The following is an 18,953-nucleotide window of genomic DNA, read 5'->3' as shown; positions in this document are numbered from 1 at the left end:
ATGGCACATCACCACGAATCCAAGGGTCCAGTCGGCCCCGCGCCGCTGCCGCACCAGGTGGTCTACACCACCCTGCATTACGACACCCCGTGGTCGTACGAAAGCTACCTGAAGACCGGTGGCTACGCCGCCCTGCGCAAGATCCTCGAAGAGAAGATCCCGCCGGAGCAGGTCATCGAGATGGTCAAGGCCTCGGGCCTGCGCGGCCGCGGTGGCGCAGGCTTCCCGACCGGCCTGAAGTGGTCCTTCATGCCCAAGGGCAACATGCAGAAGTACATCCTCTGCAACTCGGACGAATCCGAGCCGGGCACCTGCAAGGACCGCGACATCCTGCGCTACAACCCGCATTCGGTGGTGGAAGGCATGGCGATCGCCTGCTACGCCACCGGTTCGACCGTGGGTTACAACTACCTGCGCGGTGAGTTCCACCACGAGCCGTTCGAGCACTTCGAGCAGGCCCTGGCCGACGCCTATGCGAACGGCTGGCTGGGCAAGAACATCCTCGGCAGCGGCGTGGACATCGACATCTACGGCGCGCTGGGCGCCGGCGCGTACATCTGCGGCGAAGAAACCGCGCTGATGGAATCGCTGGAGGGCAAGAAGGGCCAGCCGCGCTACAAGCCGCCGTTCCCGGCCAATTTCGGCCTGTACGGCAAGCCGTCGACGATCAACAACACCGAAACCTATGGCTCGGTGCCGGCGATCATCCGCAACGGTCCGGAGTGGTTCAAGGGCCTGAGCCTGACCGCCAACGGCGGTCCGAAGTGCTTCTCGGTGTCCGGCTGCGTGCAGAATGGCGGCAACTTCGAAGTGCCGCTCGGCACCAAATTCCACGACCTGCTGGAAATGGCCGGTGGCCTGCGTCCGGGCCGCACGCTGAAGGGTGCGATCCCGGGCGGCGTGTCGATGCCGGTGCTGACCGCGGCCGAGCTGAAGGACCTGCCGATGGACTACGACACCATCCGCGCGCTGGGCTCCGGCCTGGGTTCGGGCGCGATCGTGGTGCTCGACGACAGCGTCTGCTGCGTCAAGTTCGCCTGCCGTATCAGCCAGTTCTTCCACAAGGAATCCTGTGGCCAGTGCACCCCGTGCCGTGAGGGCACCGGCTGGATGCACCGCGTGCTGGAGCGCATCGTCGCCGGCAAGGCCACGATGGAAGACCTGCACCAGCTGAAGGCGGTGGCCGGCCAGATCGAAGGCCACACCATCTGTGCGTTCGGTGAAGCGGCTGCATGGCCCATCCAGGGCTTCCTGCGCCAGTTCTGGGACGAATTCGAGTACTACATCGTCAACGGTCATTCGATGGTTGACGGCAAGAAGGTGGAGGCAGCCGCCGCATGAGCGCGCAACCCGTAAACCCGAACGTGCCACCGGATCACGTGACCATCGAAATCGATGGCAAGTCCCTGGTCGTGCCCAAGGGTTCGATGATCATCCAGGCGGCCGACAAGGCCGGCATTTCGATTCCGCGCTTCTGCTACCACGAGAAGCTGCCGATCGCCGCCAACTGCCGCATGTGCCTGGTGGACGTGGAAAAGTCGCCGAAGCCGGCGCCGGCCTGCGCCACTCCGGTGATGGATGGCATGAAGGTCGCCACCCGCAGCGAGAAGGCACTGAAGTTCCAGCGCTCGGTGATGGAGTTCCTGCTCATCAACCACCCCCTCGACTGCCCGATCTGCGATCAGGGCGGCGAGTGCGAGCTGCAGGACGTGTCGCTGGGCTATGGCCGTTCGGTCAGCCGCTTCAACGAGCGCAAGCGCGTGGTGCCGGATGAGGACATGGGCCCGCTGGTCGCCACCGAGATGACCCGCTGCATCCAGTGCACCCGCTGCGTCCGCTTCACCGCCGACGTCGCCGGTACCTACGAACTGGGTGGCATGTACCGCGGTGAGAACCTGCAGATCGGTACCTTCGACGGCAAGCCGCTGACCACCGAACTGTCCGGCAACGTCGTCGACGTCTGCCCGGTCGGCGCACTGACCAACAAGGTGTTCCAGTTCCGCGCCCGCCCGTGGGAACTGACCGCGCGCGAGTCGCTGGGTTACCACGACGCGATGGGTTCGAACCTGTTCCTGCACGTGCGTCGCGGCGAAGTGCTGCGCACCGTGCCGCGCGACAACGAAGCGGTGAACGAGTGCTGGCTGTCCGACCGTGACCGCTACTCGCACCAGGGCCTGTACAGCGAAGACCGTGCGGTCAAGCCGCTGCGCAAGGTCAATGGCGAGTGGAAGGAAGTGAGCTGGACCGAAGGCCTGGCTGCTGCCGCCGAGATCCTCAAGGCCAACCAGGGCGACAACCTGGGCGTGCTGGTGCACCCGTCCACCTCGAACGAGGAGGGCGCGCTGCTGGCCCGCCTGGCCAAGGGCCTGGGCTCGAGCAACATCGACCACCGCATCAACAACCGCGATTTCTCCGACGCCGCAACCGCCGAAGTGTTCGGCCTGCCGCTGGCCGAGATCGAAGGCGCCGACCGCATCGTCGTTCTGGGCAGCAACATCCGCCACGAACTGCCGCTGCTGCACGCCCGCCTGCGCAAGGCGCAGACCACCAAGGGCGCGAAGATCCACGTCGTCAATCCGGTGGACTTCGACTTCGCTTTCAGCATCGCCGGCAAGCAGATCGTCGCGCCGTCGAAGTTCGTCGACGCGCTGGCCAGCGCCGAGCTGCGTTCGGCCGTGCAGGGCGGCAACAACACCGTGCTGATCGTTGGTGGCATCGCCGAGAACCACCCGCAGGCTGCCGCCATCCGCGCCGCCGCGCGTGACTTCGCCGCCGCCACCGGTGCCAAGCTGTGCCGCATCCCGCAGGGCGCCAACGCCGTGGGCCTGACCCGCGCTGGCGTGCTGCCGGCCGGCAAGGACGTCGCCGCGATGCTGGCGCAGCCGCGCCAGGCCTACGTGGTGTACGGCCTGGAGCCGGGCCTGGATTTCGCCGATGCACCTGCCGCGCGCAAGGCGCTGGCCGGTGCCCAGGTGGTGGCCTTCAGCCAGTTCGCCTGTGCCTCGACCCGCGACGTCGCCGACGTGATCCTGCCGATCGGTGCGCTGCCGGAAATCGACGCCACCCTGACCAACCTCGATGGTCGCGAGCAGTCGGCCCGTGCCGGCGGCAAGCTGCCGGGCGAGGCCCGTGAAGGGTGGCGCGTGCTGCGCGCACTGGGCGGCGACATGGCGCTGGCCGGTTTCGACTTCACCGACCTGGCCGGCCTGCGTGCCAGCCTGGCCCCAGTGTCGGTCACCGTTGCCGCTTCGGCGCAGCCGGTGGTTGCCGGCGAAGGCCTGGAAGTGGCTTCGACCGCCGCGATCTACCGCACCGATGCGGTGGTCCGTCGCGCCCCGGCGCTGCAGTCGCATCCGCTCAACAACGCCCCGCGCATCGTGCTGAACGCTGAAGATGCCGCTCGCCTGCAGCTGCAGGAAGGGCAGATGGCCAAGGTCGGCACCGATGCCGGCAAGGCCACCCTGCCGGTGGTGGTCGACGCCCGCGTCGCTGCGGGTTCGGTCTGGATTGAATCGGGCCACGGCGCGACCGCGCCGCTGGGTGCCGCTCGCGTAACGGTGGTGGCTGCATGAACGAATTGCTGTTGAACGCGGTCGACCCGCTGCACCAGTGGCTGCTGGGCCTCGGTGACATCGGCGCGCTGATCTGGATCATCCTGAAGATCCTGGTGATCACCGTTCCGGTGATCATCTCGGTGGCCTTCTACGTGGTCTGGGAGCGCAAGCTGATCGGCTGGATGCACGTCCGCCACGGCCCGATGTACGTGGGCATGGGCATCTTCCAGGCCTTCGCCGACGTCTTCAAGCTGCTGTTCAAGGAAGTGGTCCAGCCGAGCAGCGCCAACAAGGCGATCTACCTGCTGGCACCGCTGATCACCCTGGCCCCGGCCTTCGCGGCCTGGTCGGTGGTCCCCTTCGATTCGCAGATCGTGCTGTCCAATGCCAACGCCGGCCTGCTGTACCTGCTGGCGATGACCTCGCTGGGCATCTACGGCATCATCCTGGCCGGTTGGGCGTCCAACTCGAAGTACGCGTTCCTGGGTGCCATGCGCGCCTCGGCGCAGATGATCAGCTACGAAATCGCCATGGGCTTCGCCCTGGTCGGCGTGATGATCGCCGCTGGCAGCCTGAACCTGAGCAATATCGTGATGGCGCAGGCCGGCAGCTCCGGCTTCTTCGACTGGTTCCTGCTGCCGCTGTTCCCGCTGTTCGTCATCTACTGGGTGTCGGGCGTGGCTGAAACCAACCGCGCGCCGTTCGACGTGGTGGAAGGCGAATCGGAAATCGTCGCCGGCCACATGGTCGAATACTCCGGCGGTGCCTTCGCGCTGTTCTTCCTGGCCGAATACGCGAACATGATCCTGATCAGCTTCCTGATCTCGATCTTCTTCCTCGGCGGCTGGCTGAGCCCGGTCCAGGGCTGGGTCAACTTCGGCGATGTCTCGCCGCTGGTCGACTGGATCTGGAAGGGCGGTGCACCGTGGCTGTTCGTCAAGGTGTTCTTCTTCGCCAGTGCCTACATCTGGTTCCGTGCCAGCTTCCCGCGCTTCCGCTACGACCAGATCATGCGCCTGGGCTGGAAGGTCTTCATCCCGCTGGCCATTCTGTGGATCGCGGTTACCGCCGTCATGGTGTTCTTCGGCGTGATTCAAAAGGGCGTCTAAAGTGATGAACAGGATTACCCATTACTTCAAGAGCCTGCTGCTGCTCGAACTGCTGGCGGGCCTCTGGCTGACGCTGAAGTACAGCTTCAAGCCGAAGTACACGATGATGTACCCGATGGAGAAGTTCCCGCAGTCGCCGCGCTTCCGTGGCCTGCACGCGCTGCGCCGTTACCCCAACGGCGAAGAGCGCTGCATTGCCTGCAAGCTGTGCGAAGCGGTGTGCCCGGCCCTGGCCATCACCATCGACTCGGCCAAGCGCGAGGACGGCACCCGCCGCACCACCCGCTACGACATCGACCTGTTCAAGTGCATCTTCTGCGGCTTCTGCGAAGAAAGCTGCCCGGTGGACTCGATCGTCGAAACCCACATCCTCGAGTACCACTTCGAGAACCGTGGCGAAAACATCGTTACCAAGCCGCAGCTGCTGGCCCTTGGCGATCGTCTCGAAAACGAGATCGCCGAGCGTCGTGCCGCCGATGCCGCTTACCGCTGAGGTCGAGAGATGGATTGGGTAAATATCGCTTTCTGGGTGTTCGCCATCGCGGCAACGGTTTCGGCCGGTGCGGTGATCAGCGTGCGCAACCCGGTGCATGCAGTGCTGTGCCTGGTGCTGACCTTCTTCTCCATTGCCTGCGTGTGGCTGCTGGTGGGCGCCGAGTTCCTCGGCGTGGCGCTGGTGCTGGTCTACGTCGGCGCGGTGATGGTGCTGTTCCTGTTCGTGGTGATGATGCTGGACATCGATCCCACCAAGATGCGTGAGGGCTGGGTGCGCTACCTGCCGGTCGGCCTGATCGTGGCAGTGGCGATGCTGGTGCAGATGCTGATCCTGATCGGCGTGAAGGGCAGGGCGGTCACTCCGTTCCCGGCCGACAACGCCGCTGCGGTCGCTGCCGACAGCTCCAACGTCACCTGGCTGGCGCGCACGCTGTTCACCGAATACCTGCTGCCGTTCGAGTTCGCCGCCGTCATCCTGACCGTGGCCGTGGTCGCCGCCGTGATGCTGACCCTGCGTCGCCGTACCGGCGTGAAGAGCCAGAACCCGGGTGAGCAGACCATGGTCAAGGCCGGCCAGCGCCTGCGCATGGTCAAGATGGGCGCCGAAGCACCGGTCGTGCACAGCAACAGCAAGCCGGCCACCGGCGAGGAGACCCAGCCGTGATTACCCTTGGCCACATGCTTGCGCTTGGCGCGGTGCTGTTCGCCATCAGCCTGGCCGGCATCTTCCTCAACCGGAAGAACGTCATCGTCCTGCTGATGTCGATCGAGCTGATGCTGCTGTCGGTGAACATCAATTTCGTCGGCTTCTCGCGTCAGCTGGGCGATCCGTCCGGCCAGCTGTTCGTGTTCTTCATCCTGACCGTCGCCGCCGCGGAAGCCGCCATCGGCCTGGCGATCCTGGTGACCCTGTTCCGTACCCGCCGCACGATCAATGTCGGCGAAGTCGATTCGTTGAAGGGCTGATCCACAGATGGAAATCACTCTCTCCAAGAGTCTGTTGATCGCAGTGGTGCTTGCGCCGCTGTTCGGCAGCATCATCGCCGGCCTGTTCGGTCGCCAGGTCAAGCGCTTCGGCGCGCAGACCATCACCATCCTCGGCGTCGCGGTAGCCTGCGGCCTGTCGATGTACACGTTCTACCAGCTGATGTGGGGCGGCGCGCAGCCGTTCAACCAGAACATCTACACGTTCTTCGAAGTCGGCCAGTATTCGGCGCACGTCGGCTTCATGGTCGACAAGCTGACCGCGATGATGATGGTGGTGGTGACCTTCGTGTCGCTGCTGGTCCACATCTACACGATCGGCTACATGCAGGACGACCCGGGCTACCAGCGGTTCTTCAGCTACATCTCGCTGTTCACCTTCTCGATGCTCACCCTGGTGATGAGCAACAACTTCCTGCAGCTGTTCTTCGGCTGGGAAGCGGTGGGCCTGGTGTCGTACCTGCTGATCGGCTTCTGGTTCAAGCGTCCGACCGCGATCTTCGCCAACATGAAGGCGTTCCTGGTCAACCGCGTCGGTGACTTCGGCTTCCTGCTGGGTATCGCCGGCGTGCTGTGGGTGTTCGGCACCCTGGACTACTCGCAGGTGTTCTCGCAGGCCGGCATGCTGGCTGACCCGCGCGCCCAGCTGCAGATCTGGGACGGCACGCTCCTGGGCATGCAGCTGCTGAACGAGCCGGTGATCTGGTCGATCGCCACCGTCATCTGCATCTGCCTGTTCATCGGCGCCATGGGCAAGTCGGCCCAGGTCCCGCTGCACGTGTGGCTGCCGGACTCGATGGAAGGCCCGACCCCGATCTCGGCACTGATCCACGCCGCGACGATGGTGACCGCCGGTATCTTCATGGTCACCCGCATGTCGCCGCTGTTCGAGCTGTCGCAGACGGCGCTGAACTTCGTGCTGTTCATCGGTGCCACCACCGCGTTCTTCACCGGCCTGATCGGCATCGTGCAGAACGACATCAAGCGCGTCGTCGCGTACTCCACGCTGTCGCAGCTGGGCTACATGACCGTCGCCCTGGGCGTGTCGGCCTACTCGGCCGCCGTGTTCCACCTGATGACCCACGCCTTCTTCAAGGCCCTGCTGTTCCTGGGCGCCGGCTCGGTCATCATCGCGATGCACCACGAGCAGGACATGCGCAAGATGGGCGGCCTGCGCAAGTACATGCCGATCACCTTCATCACCATGTGGATCGGTACGCTGGCCCTGGTTGGTACGCCGTTCTTCTCCGGCTTCTACTCGAAGGACACCATCATCGAGGCGGCCGAGATCCACGCCCACATGCAGAACAGCTGGGTGGCCACCTATGGCTACTGGGCGGTGCTGGGTGGCGTGCTGGTTACCAGCTTCTACAGCTTCCGCCTGCTGTTCATGACCTTCCACGGCAAGGAGCGTTTCCGCGACGCGCACGACGATCATGGCCACGGCCATGACGATCACCACGCCGCCGATGCCCACCATGGCGATGCCCATGACGACCACGGCCATGGCCACGGTCCGCATGAGCCGCATGAAACCCCGTGGGTGGTGACCCTGCCGCTGATCCTGCTGGCCATCCCGTCGATCGCCATCGGTTTCTTCAGCATCGGTCCGATGCTGCACGGCACCGACTGGGCCGGCAACCATGCGCACGAGGCGATCAAGGGCCAGGCACAGACGTTCTTCACCGGCATCGTCGACTTCTACGATCCGGCCAAGAACACCGTCGCGTTCCTGGGTGAAGAGTTCCATGGCCCGGTGGCGTTCGCGCTGCACGGCATGATGCTGCCGCCGTTCTGGCTGACCCTGGCGGGCTTCCTGCTGGCTGCGCTGTTCTACCTGTGGAAGCCGGACCTCTCGGGCAAGGCACGCAAGACCTTCGCCCCGATCGTTTCGGTGCTGGAAAACAAGTACGGCTTCGACAAGCTGTGGATCGATGGCTTTGCCGGTGGCAGCGTCAAGCTGGGCAAGGTCTCGCGCTGGATCGACAGCAATATCGTCGACGGCGTGGTCAATCTCTCGGCACGTGTTGTGGACGTTGCAGCCGGCGTGCTGCGTCGTACCCAATCCGGTTTCCTCTATCACTACGCCTTCGCGATGATCATCGGCCTGATTGCCCTGCTGGGCGTGCTGATGCATTACCTGCGTTGATGACCTGTACGGAATAAGAAGACGTGTCGAACTGGCCTCTACTCAGTGTCCTCATCTGGCTGCCGATCATCGGTGGCGCCCTGATCCTTGCGATCCGTGATGCACAGACTGCCCGCTGGGCGTCGCTGGGCGTCGCGGTGCTCACCTTCGTTGCAAGCCTCTCGCTGCTGAGCGGCTACAACGCGGGCATCGACGGCCTGCAGTTCGTCGAGACCCATGCCTGGATCCCGGCGTACAAGATCGGCTACAACCTGGGCGTGGACGGCATTGCCGTGGCGCTGATCCTGCTGACCACCCTGGTCAGCGTGCTTGCCCTGATCGGCGCCTGGAGCGCCATCGACAAGCGCGTCAACCAGTACGTGGCGGCCTTCCTGATCCTGGAAGGCGTCACCCTCGGCATCTTCGCCGCGACGGACGCGATGCTGTTCTACGTGTTCTTCGAAGCCATGCTGATCCCGATGTTCCTGATCATCGGTGTCTGGGGTGGCCCGCGCCGCATCTATGCAGCACTGAAGTTCTTCCTGTACACCTTCCTCGGCTCGGTGCTGATGCTGGTGGCGCTGATCTACCTGTACATGAAGGGCGGCAGCTTCCAGCTGGCCGACCTGTACGCGCTGCCGCTGTCGGCCAAGGAACAGACCTGGATCTTCTTCGCCTTCCTGATCGCCTTCGCGGTCAAGGTGCCGATGTTCCCGGTCCACACCTGGCTGCCGGACGCCCACGTGGAAGCGCCGACCGCCGGTTCGGTGATCCTGGCCGCCATCGCCCTGAAGATCGGTGGCTACGGCTTCCTGCGCTTCAACCTGCCGATCGTCCCGGACGCGTCGCAGGAATGGGCCTGGCTGGTGATCGCGCTGTCGCTGATCGCGGTGATCTACGTCGGCCTGGTCGCCCTGGTGCAGGACGACATGAAGAAGCTGATCGCCTATTCGTCGATCGCGCACATGGGCTTCGTCACCCTGGGCACCTTCATCGCCCTGTGGCTGGTGCGTGAAGCCGGCAACGCCGATGCTGCCCGCCTGGGTCTGCAGGGCGCCATGGTGCAGATGATCTCGCACGGCTTCGTGTCCGGTGCGATGTTCTCCTGTGTCGGCGTGCTGTACGACCGCATGCACAGCCGCCGCATCGCCGATTACGGCGGCGTGGTCAACGTGATGCCGTGGTTCGCCACCTTCGCCATGCTGTTCTTCATGGCCAATGCGGGCCTGCCGGGCACCAGCGGTTTCGTCGGCGAGTTCATGGTCATCCTGTCGGCCTTCCAGCGTAATCCGTGGATCGCACTGGGCGCGGCCACCACCCTGATCATCGGCGCCGCCTACACCCTGTGGCTGTACAAGCGCATCTTCTTCGGCGAAGTGGCCAACAGCCACGTGGCCGAACTGAAGGACATCAACGGCCGCGAATGGCTGGTGCTGGGCGTGTTCGCCATCGGCGTGCTGGCCCTGGGCATCTACCCCAAGCCGCTGACCGACCTGATGGAGCCCTCGATCGCGAAGCTGGCGATGCAGATCGCATCCAGCAAGCTGCTGTAATTCCAGGATTTGATGATGACCACCTCGCCGCTGCTGCCATTGACCGCCGCTGACCTGCCACCGCTCGCTCCCGAGCTGGTGCTGATCGGCAGCGCCTTCGCCCTGATGATCCTCGACCTGTTCGTCAGCAACCGGAACAAGATCGTCACCCACCTGTTCTCGCTCGCTGCGCTGGCCGTGGTGCTGTTCATGCTGGCCACCGGCGTGGGCGGGCAGGGCGAGGTCTTCCATGGCATGTTCGTGCGCGATACCGCCGCGGACGTGATGAAGACCGGGATCGTGCTGCTCAGCGGCCTGACCCTGGTCTACGGCTGGCGCTACCTGCGTGACCGCAACCTGTTCCAGGGCGAGATCCCGGTGCTGATCCTGTTCGGCACCGCCGGCATGATGATCCTGGTCTCGGCCGGCAGCCTGCTGATGGTCTACCTGGGCCTGGAACTGCTGGCGCTGTGCTCCTACGCACTGGTTGCCAGCAACCGTGAGAACGGTCTGGCCTCGGAAGCGGCGATGAAGTACATCGTGCTGGGTTCGCTGGCCTCGGGCCTGCTGCTGTACGGCATGTCGCTGATCTACGGCGCCACCGGCAGCCTGCACCTGGACGTCATCCGTGACGCCATCCCGCACTCGGAAGAGCGCGTGCTGCTGATCACCGGTGCGGTGTTCATGATCGCCGGCGTCGCCTTCAAGCTGGGCGCCGCACCGTTCCACATGTGGCTGCCGGACGTGTACCAGGGTGCCCCGGCACCGATCGCACTGTTCATCAGCTCGGCGCCGAAGCTGGCCGCCTTCGGCATGGCCTACCGCCTGCTGGAAATGGGCGTGGGTCCGCTGTCGACTGAACTGCAGCTGCTGATCGCCGGCCTGGCCGCGGTCTCGCTGGTCATCGGCAACCTGATGGCCATCGCGCAGAGCAACCTCAAGCGCATGCTGGCGTTCTCCACCGTCTCGCACATCGGCTTCCTGCTGATGGGCATCGCCGGTGGTGGCGCGCAGGGCTATGCCGCCGCGCTGTTCTACGCACTGGCCTACGCCATCATGTCCACCGCCGCGTTCGGCGCGATCATCGCGCTGTCGCGTGCCGGTTTCGAAGCCGAGAACATCGAGGACTTCAAGGGCCTCAATGCCCGCAACCCGTGGATGGCCGGCCTGGTGCTGTGCATCATGGCGTCGCTGGCCGGCATTCCGCCGTTCCTGGGCTTCTGGACCAAGCTGGCGGTGCTGGGCGCGGCCGTCAACGGGGGCCTGCTGTGGCTGGCCATCCTCGGCGTGCTGTGTGCCGTGGTCGGCTGCTTCTACTACCTGCGCGTCATCAAGGTCATGTACTTCGATGAGCCGGTGGGCGAGGCCATGCCGCGCAGCAACGACCGCGTGCTGGGCCTGGTGCTGGGCGTGAACGCGCTGGCGCTGCTGGCGCTGGGCCTGGCCTGGAACCCGATCATGGTCTGGTGCCAGCAGGCATTTGCGCATCTTGCATAAAAGTTGACACAAAGCTGCGCGATTCGTGTAATATGCGCAGCCTGAGTTGTCACTGCAGCGGTTCAGCCAGAACATCGTTGCGGTAGTCCTCCTCGAAAGAGAGCAGGGCAGCAGTTCAAACACTTCCGGTGCGGGGTGGAGCAGTCTGGCAGCTCGTCGGGCTCATAACCCGAAGGTCGCAGGTTCAAATCCTGCCCCCGCTACCAACTTCAGATCGGCGCCAACCGGTTTGATGAATGAGGGAAAGCTTGCATTTTTTGGAGCCAACGCTCATAATTCCGCTTCTGATGCGGGGTGGAGCAGTCTGGCAGCTCGTCGGGCTCATAACCCGAAGGTCGCAGGTTCAAATCCTGCCCCCGCTACCAAGTAAAGAGATCGCCTTCGAAGTCCTGCTTCGAAGGCGTTTTTCTTTGGGTGGCTGCGTCGTTTCTGCGTGATCGGGGTCAGCTCCCTTTTCCGCGGGAAAGGGATCTGACCCCAGGTCCGCACCTTGCACCAGCGCGGTGCAGCCGCTATCATCAGCGGCCTAGCAGTACCCCTGAAGGCGGCCTCCCGGCGGGAGTCCGGACCCGGAAGGAGGGCCGCAACCGGCAGGCACTGCAGGTTGCAACCGGAATCCAGTCACCGGAGTCTTTCCGGAAAAGGGGCCCAGCGGGCCCTTTGTCGTTTCCGGGGCGTCATGTTTTCACGCCGGCCAAAGCCGGCACCCAACCAAGAGATCAAGGCAGGCTGTGAGCGACAAGGCAACCGACATCGCGAATCTGCTCGCCCCGACCGTTGTGTCGCTGGGCCTGGAGCTGCTGGGCGTTGAGTATCTGCCGGCCCCCGGCGGTGCGACCCTGCGCCTTTACATCGACGTGCCGCTGGCTGAACAGCCCGAGCGCATCATCAATGTCGACGACTGCGAGCGGGTCAGCCGCGAAGTGTCGGCGCAGCTGGACGTCGAAGACCCGATCAGCGGCAATTACACGCTGGAAGTGTCCTCGCCGGGCGTGGATCGCCCGCTGTTCAACCTGGAGCAGTTCGCTCGCCACCAGGGGGAATCGGCCAAGGTCACGCTGAAGCTGCCGCAGGACAACCGTCGTCGCCTGCAGGGCCGTATCGAGGCAACCGACGAGGCCGCAGGCACCATCACCTTCATCGTCGACAAGACCGAAGTGGTGGTGTCGGCCGACAACATCGACAAGGCACGGATCATGCCCGACTGGGTGGCGCTGGGGCTGGCCCCGAGCAAGCCGACCGGTCCGGCGCCGAAGCGTCCGAAGCCGAACACGAATTCTTCTTCCAACGAGCCGGCGGCAAAGAAGCCGCGCGCGGAGTGAGCCAATGAGCAAGGAACTGTTGCTGGTAGTCGACGCGGTCGCCAACGAGAAGGGCGTGCCGCGTGAAGTGATCTTCGATGCCATCGAGGCCGCCCTGGCCTCGGCAGCGAAGAAGCGCTATCCCGACGAGGAAGTGCTGACCCGCGTGGTCATCGACCACAAGGATGGCAGCTACGAAACCTTCCGCCGCTGGGAAGTGGTGGCCGACGACGTGGTCATGGAATCGCCGGACCGCCAGATCCGCCTGATGGACGCCGTCGACGAGGCCGAAGGCGTGGACGTCGGCGACTACATCGAAGAGCAGATCGAGAACCCGGACTTCGGCCGCATCGCCGCCCAGGCCGCCAAGCAGGTCATCGTCCAGCGCGTGCGCGAGGCCGAGCGCCAGCAGGTCGTGGATGCGTGGAAGGATCGCGTCGGCGAACTGATCACCGGTGTGGTCAAGCGCGCCGAGCGCGGCAACATCTATGTCGACCTCGGTGGCAATGCCGAAGGCTTCATTCCGAAGGACAAGGGCATTCCGCGCGACGTGCTGCGCGCCGGTGACCGCGTGCGCGGCTACCTGGCCGAAGTCCGTTCGGAACCCCGTGGCCCGCAGCTGTTCATCAGCCGCGCCGCCCCGGAATTCATGATCGAGCTGTTCAAGCTGGAAGTGCCGGAAGTCGGCCAGGGCCTGGTGGAAATCAAGGCCTGCGCCCGTGATCCGGGCGACCGCGCCAAGATCGCCGTGCTCGCCCACGACCAGCGCACCGATCCGATCGGTGCCTGCATCGGCATGCGCGGTTCGCGCGTGCAGGCCGTGTCCAACGAGCTCAATGGCGAGCGCGTGGACATCGTGCTGTGGAACGACAACCCGGCCAACTTCGTCATCAACGCGATGGCGCCGGCCGAAGTGCAGTCGATCATCGTCGATGAAGACAAGCACTCGATGGACCTGGCCGTTGCCGAAGACCGCCTGGCCCAGGCGATCGGCAAGGGCGGCCAGAACGTGCGCCTGGCCAGCCGCCTGACCGGCTGGCAGCTCAACGTGATGACCCAGGACCAGGTCACCGCCAAGTCGGAGGCCGAGCAGGCTTCGGCCCGCCAGCTGTTCATGGACAAGCTGGAAGTGGACGAGGAAATCGCCGGCATCCTGGTCAGCGAAGGCTTCGGCACCGTCGAGGAAATCGCATATGTCCCGGTCGGTGAACTGCTGGCCGTGGAAGGTTTCGACGAGGACATCGTCGAAGAGCTGCGCGCTCGTGCCCGCGATGCGCTGCTCAATGAGGCCCTGGCAGTCGAAGAAGGCCTTGAAGACGGCCAGCCGGCGCAGGACCTGCTGTCCCTGAAGGGCATGGACGAAGCCACCGCATATGCGCTGGCCGGCCACGGCGTGCGTACCAGCGAGGACCTGTCCGACCTGGCCGCCGACGAGGTCATGGACTTCGGCATCGAAGGACTGGATCAGGCGCGCGCCGCTGCGCTGATCCTGGCCGCCCGTGCCGAAGAGATCGCCCGACTGGAACGCGGCGAATGAGCCGGCAATGAACAGGGCCCTGAGCCGCTCAGGGCGTAGAATCCGCGCCACCTCCAGATGCGGGGGGGCGCCCACAAGATCATAGGATCCGAATGTCGCAGCAAACCACCATCCGCAAGCTTGCCGAACTGGTCAACACGCCGGTCGAAAAACTGCTGGAACAGCTGGCCGGTGCCGGCATGAAGTTCAGCGGTCCCGACCAGGTCGTGACCAGCTCCGAGAAGGTGAAGCTCCTGGGCTTCCTTCGTCGTTCGCACGGCAAGCCCGAGCAGGCCCCGGAAGAGAGCGATCAGTCTGCAAAGAAGATCACGCTCAACCGCCGGAAGCAGCAGGAAGTGACGGTCAATTCCGGTCGCAGCAAGACGACCGTGAATGTCGAGGTGCGCCAGAAGCGCACCTACGTCAAGGATGGTGCGCGCGCCATGACGCCGGACGAAGAGCGCGCCGACATCCTGCGCAAGCTGGAAGAGTCGCGCGCCCGCAACCTCGCCGAACAGCAGGCCCTGGCCGAGAAGGATCGTCTGCGCGACGAAGCCATCGTCCGTGCCCGTGAGGAAGAGATTGCGGCCAAGGAACGCGCAGAGGCCGAGAAGAAGGCTGCCGAGGAAGCTGCGGCCGCCGCCAAGGCTGCCGAGGCACTGGCGGCCACCAAGCCCAAGCGCGCTCCGATCGATGAAACCGCGCCGCGTCCGCCGCGCACGCCGGCAGCCGCTCCGGCTGCGCCGCGCAGTGCGCCGCCGCCGCCGCGCAACGACGACCGCAACAACCGCAGCGCGCCGCGCAACGAGCGTGGCCCGGGCGACCGTTTCGCCGGCCAGATGCACCTGTCGGCTGCCGACCGTGCGCGTCGTGGCAACAGCAACAACAGCAACACCCGTGGTCGGCCGGGCGGCCGTAACCAGGCCGGTGGCCGTCGCGACATGTCGCGCGGTGGCAACAATGCCGGCCCGCACGCCTTCGAGCGTCCGACCGCGCCGGTGGTGCGTGAAGTGGCGATCGGCGACACGATCACCGTGGCCGACCTGGCGCAGAAGCTCGCGCTGAAGGGCGGCGAGGTGGTCAAGGCGCTGTTCAAGATGGGCGTGATGGCCACCATCACCCAGTCCATCGACCACGACACCGCCGCGCTGGTGACCGAAGAACTCGGCCACAAGGCGATCCGTGCCAACGACAACGACGCCGAGGACGCACTGCTGGCCTCGACCGGTGAAAACCAGGGCGAAGCCACCCAGCGTCCGCCGGTGGTCACCATCATGGGCCACGTCGATCACGGCAAGACCTCGCTGCTGGATTACATCCGCCGCACCAAGGTCGCCACCGGCGAAGCCGGCGGCATCACCCAGCACATCGGTGCCTACCACGTGGATACGCCGAAGGGCGTGATCAGCTTCCTGGATACCCCGGGCCATGCTGCCTTCACCTCGATGCGTGCCCGCGGCGCCAAGCTGACCGATATCGTGGTGCTGGTCGTGGCCGCCGATGACGGCGTCATGCCGCAGACCAAGGAAGCGATCCAGCACGCCCGTTCGGCGGGTGTGCCGCTGATCGTGGCGATCAACAAGATCGACAAGTCCGACGCCGACCCGATGCGGGTCAAGAACGAACTGCTGTCCGAGCAGGTCGTGGCCGAAGATTTCGGTGGTGACACCCAGATGGTGGAGATCTCGGCCAAGACCGGCCTGGGCATCGACGACCTGCTGGACGCCATCTCGATCCAGGCCGAACTGCTGGAACTGAAGGCCGTCGACGAAGGCCGCGCCTCGGGCGTGGTGATCGAATCGTCGCTGGACAAGGGCCGCGGCCCGGTCGCTACCGTGCTGGTGCAGCAGGGCCGCCTGAAGAAGGGCGACTACCTGGTGTGCGGCATCCAGTACGGCCGCGTGCGTGCGCTGTTCGACGAAACCGGCAAGCAGCCGGAATTCGCCGGCCCGTCCATCCCGGTGCAGGTCCTGGGCCTGTCCGGCGTGCCGGAAGCCGGTGACGACTTCGTGGTGGTCGAGGACGAGCGCCTGGCCAAGGACGTTGCCCAGCAGCGTGAGACCAAGCGCCGTGAATCGCGCCTGGTCGCCACCGCCGGCAGCCGCATGGAAGACATCATGGCGACCCTGGGCAAGGGCGAGGGCCAGCAGGTCCTCAACCTGGTCATCAAGGCCGACGTGCAGGGTTCGGTGCAGGCCCTCAGCCAGGCGCTGGTGGCGCTGTCCAACGAAGACATCCGCATCAACGTGATCCACTCCGGCGTGGGCGGCATCACCGAATCGGACGCCAACTCGGCGGCCGCTTCGAAGGCCACCGTCATCGGCTTCAACGTGCGTGCGGATGCTTCGGCCCGTCGCATCATCGAATCCAACGGCGTGGACCTGCGCTACTTCTCGATCATCTATGACGTGATCGATCAGGTGAAGCAGGTGGCCTCCGGTCTGCTGGGCGTGGAGATCCGCGAAGAGATCATCGGTATCGCCGAGGTCCGCGACGTGTTCCGCAGCTCCAAGCTGGGCGCCGTTGCCGGCTCGATGGTCATCGAGGGCGTGGTCAGGCGCAACAAGCCGATCCGCGTGCTGCGCGACAGCGTGGTGATCTTCGAGGGCGAGCTGGAATCGCTGCGTCGCTTCAAGGAGAACGTCGAGGAAGTCCGCAACGGTACCGAGTGCGGTATCGCGGTGAAGGCCTACAACGACGTCAAGCCGGGTGACCAGATCGAGTGCTTCGAGCGTATCGAAGTGCCGCGCACCCTGTAATGCTGCAAGGTGGCCCGACCAACGGTCGGGCCCCACCATGGACCTGTAGCGCCCGACGGTTGGTCGGGCGACAATCGAATCAAAGGTAGCGCCCGACCGTTGGTCGGGCGACAACTGAACGAAGAGCTCCTCGTGCCCAAGACTTTCCATCGAACCGACCGTGTCTCCGCCCAGCTGCGCCGTGAACTCGGCACCCTGGTGCACAACGCCGTGCGCGAGCATGGGTTGCCCTCGGTGAGCGTGTCCGACGTGGAAATCACCCGCGACATGGCCCATGCCAAGGTGTTCGTCACCGCGCTGATGCCGGAACGTTCGGCCGAAGCCGTGGCCGGCCTGAAGGAGCTGGGCTACCGCCTGCGCATGGACCTGGCACGCGCGATGAAGCTGCGCCACGTGCCGGAGCTGCATTTCCACTACGACGACTCGGTCGACCGTGGTGAGCACATCGACAACATCCTGCGCGACCTGCCCGATACGCTGGCCGCGGAGAAGCGTCGCGAGAGCGACGAAGAATAACCGCGTGGCGCCGGGCATGCCCGGCGTTGTTGCATTCCGGCTGCGCGATGTCTGATGCAGACCGCGCTGCGGCAGTCGAGCATGGCTCGACCCTACAAAATTCTGCCATGACCCGAATTCAGTTCCGCCGCCTGGATGGCATCCTGCTGCTCGACAAGTCGACCGGCATGAGTTCCAACGCCGCCCTGCAGGTAGCCCGCCGCCTGTTCCGCGCCGAGAAAGGGGGGCACACCGGCAGCCTTGACCCGCTGGCCACCGGCCTGCTGCCGCTGTGCTTCGGCGAGGCAACCAAGATCGCCGGCCTGCTGCTCGGCTCGGCCAAGGCCTACGACGCCGAGATCGTTCTGGGCCAGACCACCGATACCGACGATGCCGAAGGCCAGGTGCTGCTGCAGCGCCCGGTGCCGGCCATCAGTGCCGAAGCGCTGCAGGCCGCACTGGCGGCGCTGACCGGCAACATCCGCCAGCGTGCCCCGATCTATTCGGCGCTGAAGCAGGGCGGTGAGCCGCTGTATGTGAAGGCCCGCCGCGGCGATGTCATCGAAGCGCCCGAACGCGAGGTGCAGGTACATGCCATCGAGGTGCTGGAGCAGCAGCCGGAACGGTTGCGGCTGCGCGTGACCTGCGGCTCCGGCACCTACATCCGCAGCCTGGCCCGCGACCTGGGCGAGGCGCTGGGCTGTGGTGCCCACATCAGCGCACTGCGTCGGCTCTGGGTCGAGCCGTTCCGTGAGCCGGTGATGGTCACTCTGGACCAGCTGCGGGCGATGGTCGAGGCGGGTGACGAGGCGGGCATGGACGCGCTGCTGCTGCCGCTGGCGGCCGGCCTGGCCGAGTACCCGCGGGTCGACCTGGATGCCGACCAGGCCCACCGCTTCTGCGTCGGCCAGCGCCAGCGCGATCTGTCCTGGCCGCGTGGCCTGGTGGCGGTGTTTGGTCCGGACGACGCTGTCCAGGGCCTGGGCCAGGTCGACGAAAGCGGCCTGCTGGCCCCGCAGCGTCGTTTCAACCTCTGACCGGGCCCGGGCGGTTCAGCCCCGGTCCTTGTCCCGGAAGCCCCCGACCGTTACAATTTCGCGGCCGTTTTCCGGCAGCCTGCCTGGCGCAGGTTTCATCCTCGTAGTCCACGGCGAGCCTGGCGGTGCGCGAAGCGCGTTCCTGCCGGCCACGCATCACAGAGAAAAAGAAATGTCGATCGACACCCAGAAGGTCATTGAAGACAACAAGCGCAGCTCGGCTGACACCGGCTCCCCGGAAGTCCAGGTTGCGCTGCTGACCGCCCGCATCGAACTGCTGACCGGCCACTTCAAGACCCACAAGAAGGACCACCACAGCCGCCGCGGCCTGCTGCAGATGGTCAACCGCCGTCGCAGCCTGCTCGACTACCTGAAGAAGAAGGACGTCGAGCGCTACAAGGCCCTGATCGAGAAGCTTGGCCTGCGTCGCTAAGCAACGAATCCCCCGCGGCGCAGCGATGCGCCGCGGTTTTGTTTTGTAGTACCGCAATCCCCGATTCAGGCCGGAACGATCCGGCCACCCGCTGGCGGCAAGGGTCGCCGACG

The 18,953-nt window shown here is 65.2% G+C and carries 15 protein-coding genes and 2 tRNA genes; all 17 read left to right on the top strand.

The genetic code is table 11. From position 1 onward, the window contains the following. The 17 genes from nuoF to rpsO all read left to right on the top strand — a co-directional run bounded on the left by nuoF (position 1) and on the right by rpsO (position 18,840). Positions 1 to 1,341: an NADH-quinone oxidoreductase subunit NuoF gene (gene nuoF, locus AC5P5R_RS07455; protein ID WP_010486436.1), complete on the top strand. Its 1,341-nt coding sequence runs from the start codon at positions 1 to 3 to the stop codon at positions 1,339 to 1,341. After that, positions 1,338 to 3,572 (top strand): NADH-quinone oxidoreductase subunit NuoG, encoded by a 2,235-nt coding sequence (nuoG, locus tag AC5P5R_RS07450; protein ID WP_043035584.1) that lies wholly within the window; start codon positions 1,338 to 1,340, stop codon positions 3,570 to 3,572. The genes nuoF and nuoG overlap by 4 nt, the downstream gene beginning before the upstream one ends. After that, entirely contained in the window at positions 3,569 to 4,663 is a 1,095-nt protein-coding gene (nuoH, locus tag AC5P5R_RS07445) for an NADH-quinone oxidoreductase subunit NuoH (RefSeq protein WP_005410457.1), read from the top strand. The genes nuoG and nuoH overlap by 4 nt, the downstream gene beginning before the upstream one ends. 4 nt (positions 4,664 to 4,667) lie before the next feature. Beyond that, complete coding sequence (nuoI, locus tag AC5P5R_RS07440) at positions 4,668 to 5,156, top strand: NADH-quinone oxidoreductase subunit NuoI (protein WP_005410456.1); 489 nt, start codon at positions 4,668 to 4,670, stop codon at positions 5,154 to 5,156. A 9-nt stretch (positions 5,157 to 5,165) separates the two neighbouring features. Beyond that, entirely contained in the window at positions 5,166 to 5,822 is a 657-nt protein-coding gene (locus AC5P5R_RS07435; protein WP_010486441.1) for an NADH-quinone oxidoreductase subunit J, read from the top strand. Continuing rightward, positions 5,819 to 6,124, top strand: a complete 306-nt coding sequence (nuoK, locus tag AC5P5R_RS07430; protein ID WP_005410454.1) for an NADH-quinone oxidoreductase subunit NuoK — start codon at positions 5,819 to 5,821, stop codon at positions 6,122 to 6,124. Before AC5P5R_RS07435 ends, nuoK begins: the two co-directional genes overlap by 4 nt. A gap of 7 nt (positions 6,125 to 6,131) precedes the next feature. Then, on the top strand, positions 6,132 to 8,291 hold the full coding sequence (gene nuoL / locus AC5P5R_RS07425) for an NADH-quinone oxidoreductase subunit L (protein ID WP_012480880.1): 2,160 nt from the start codon (positions 6,132 to 6,134) through the stop codon (positions 8,289 to 8,291). Between the two features lie 23 nt (positions 8,292 to 8,314). Continuing rightward, positions 8,315 to 9,823 carry an NADH-quinone oxidoreductase subunit M gene (locus AC5P5R_RS07420; RefSeq protein WP_100438773.1) on the top strand — a complete coding sequence of 503 codons (1,509 nt, stop codon included), beginning with the start codon at positions 8,315 to 8,317 and terminating at the stop codon, positions 9,821 to 9,823. A 15-nt stretch (positions 9,824 to 9,838) separates the two neighbouring features. Further along, positions 9,839 to 11,299: an NADH-quinone oxidoreductase subunit NuoN gene (gene nuoN / locus AC5P5R_RS07415; RefSeq protein WP_005410451.1), complete on the top strand. Its 1,461-nt coding sequence runs from the start codon at positions 9,839 to 9,841 to the stop codon at positions 11,297 to 11,299. Positions 11,300 to 11,428: 129 nt separating this feature from the next. Continuing rightward, positions 11,429 to 11,505, top strand: a tRNA-Met gene (locus AC5P5R_RS07410). An 82-nt stretch (positions 11,506 to 11,587) separates the two neighbouring features. Next, a tRNA-Met gene (locus AC5P5R_RS07405) sits at positions 11,588 to 11,664 on the top strand. Between the two features lie 366 nt (positions 11,665 to 12,030). Beyond that, positions 12,031 to 12,621: a ribosome maturation factor RimP gene (rimP, locus tag AC5P5R_RS07400; protein WP_005410450.1), complete on the top strand. Its 591-nt coding sequence runs from the start codon at positions 12,031 to 12,033 to the stop codon at positions 12,619 to 12,621. A gap of 4 nt (positions 12,622 to 12,625) precedes the next feature. Then, positions 12,626 to 14,137, top strand: a complete 1,512-nt coding sequence (nusA, locus tag AC5P5R_RS07395) for a transcription termination factor NusA (RefSeq protein ID WP_005410449.1) — start codon at positions 12,626 to 12,628, stop codon at positions 14,135 to 14,137. Positions 14,138 to 14,229: 92 nt separating this feature from the next. Next, complete coding sequence (infB, locus tag AC5P5R_RS07390) at positions 14,230 to 16,875, top strand: translation initiation factor IF-2 (RefSeq protein ID WP_005410448.1); 2,646 nt, start codon at positions 14,230 to 14,232, stop codon at positions 16,873 to 16,875. 132 nt (positions 16,876 to 17,007) lie between these two features. After that, positions 17,008 to 17,391 carry a 30S ribosome-binding factor RbfA gene (gene rbfA, locus AC5P5R_RS07385; RefSeq protein WP_005410447.1) on the top strand — a complete coding sequence of 128 codons (384 nt, stop codon included), beginning with the start codon at positions 17,008 to 17,010 and terminating at the stop codon, positions 17,389 to 17,391. Between the two features lie 107 nt (positions 17,392 to 17,498). Beyond that, positions 17,499 to 18,407, top strand: coding sequence for a tRNA pseudouridine(55) synthase TruB (gene truB, locus AC5P5R_RS07380; protein WP_005410446.1), 909 nt, complete (start codon positions 17,499 to 17,501; stop codon positions 18,405 to 18,407). Between the two features lie 172 nt (positions 18,408 to 18,579). Continuing rightward, positions 18,580 to 18,840 carry a 30S ribosomal protein S15 gene (rpsO, locus tag AC5P5R_RS07375; RefSeq protein ID WP_005410445.1) on the top strand — a complete coding sequence of 87 codons (261 nt, stop codon included), beginning with the start codon at positions 18,580 to 18,582 and terminating at the stop codon, positions 18,838 to 18,840. The last annotated feature ends 113 nt before the right edge of the window (positions 18,841 to 18,953 follow it).

The organism is Stenotrophomonas sp. YJH_SMC_19 (assembly GCF_059367915.1).
This window is presented reverse-complemented; position numbering and strand designations above follow the sequence as displayed.

Bases quoted from the DNA above. Each gene is read 5' to 3' on its own strand.
- nuoF (WP_010486436.1), top strand. From the start codon at position 1: ATGGCACATCACCACGAATCCAAGGGTCCAGTCGGCCCCGCGCCGCTG.
- nuoG (WP_043035584.1), top strand. From the start codon at position 1,338: ATGAGCGCGCAACCCGTAAACCCGAACGTGCCACCGGATCACGTGACC.
- nuoH (WP_005410457.1), top strand. From the start codon at position 3,569: ATGAACGAATTGCTGTTGAACGCGGTCGACCCGCTGCACCAGTGGCTG.
- nuoI (WP_005410456.1), top strand. From the start codon at position 4,668: ATGAACAGGATTACCCATTACTTCAAGAGCCTGCTGCTGCTCGAACTG.
- AC5P5R_RS07435 (WP_010486441.1), top strand. From the start codon at position 5,166: ATGGATTGGGTAAATATCGCTTTCTGGGTGTTCGCCATCGCGGCAACG.
- nuoL (WP_012480880.1), top strand. From the start codon at position 6,132: ATGGAAATCACTCTCTCCAAGAGTCTGTTGATCGCAGTGGTGCTTGCG.
- nuoN (WP_005410451.1), top strand. From the start codon at position 9,839: ATGACCACCTCGCCGCTGCTGCCATTGACCGCCGCTGACCTGCCACCG.
- nusA (WP_005410449.1), top strand. From the start codon at position 12,626: ATGAGCAAGGAACTGTTGCTGGTAGTCGACGCGGTCGCCAACGAGAAG.
- infB (WP_005410448.1), top strand. From the start codon at position 14,230: ATGTCGCAGCAAACCACCATCCGCAAGCTTGCCGAACTGGTCAACACG.
- truB (WP_005410446.1), top strand. From the start codon at position 17,499: ATGACCCGAATTCAGTTCCGCCGCCTGGATGGCATCCTGCTGCTCGAC.
- rpsO (WP_005410445.1), top strand. From the start codon at position 18,580: ATGTCGATCGACACCCAGAAGGTCATTGAAGACAACAAGCGCAGCTCG.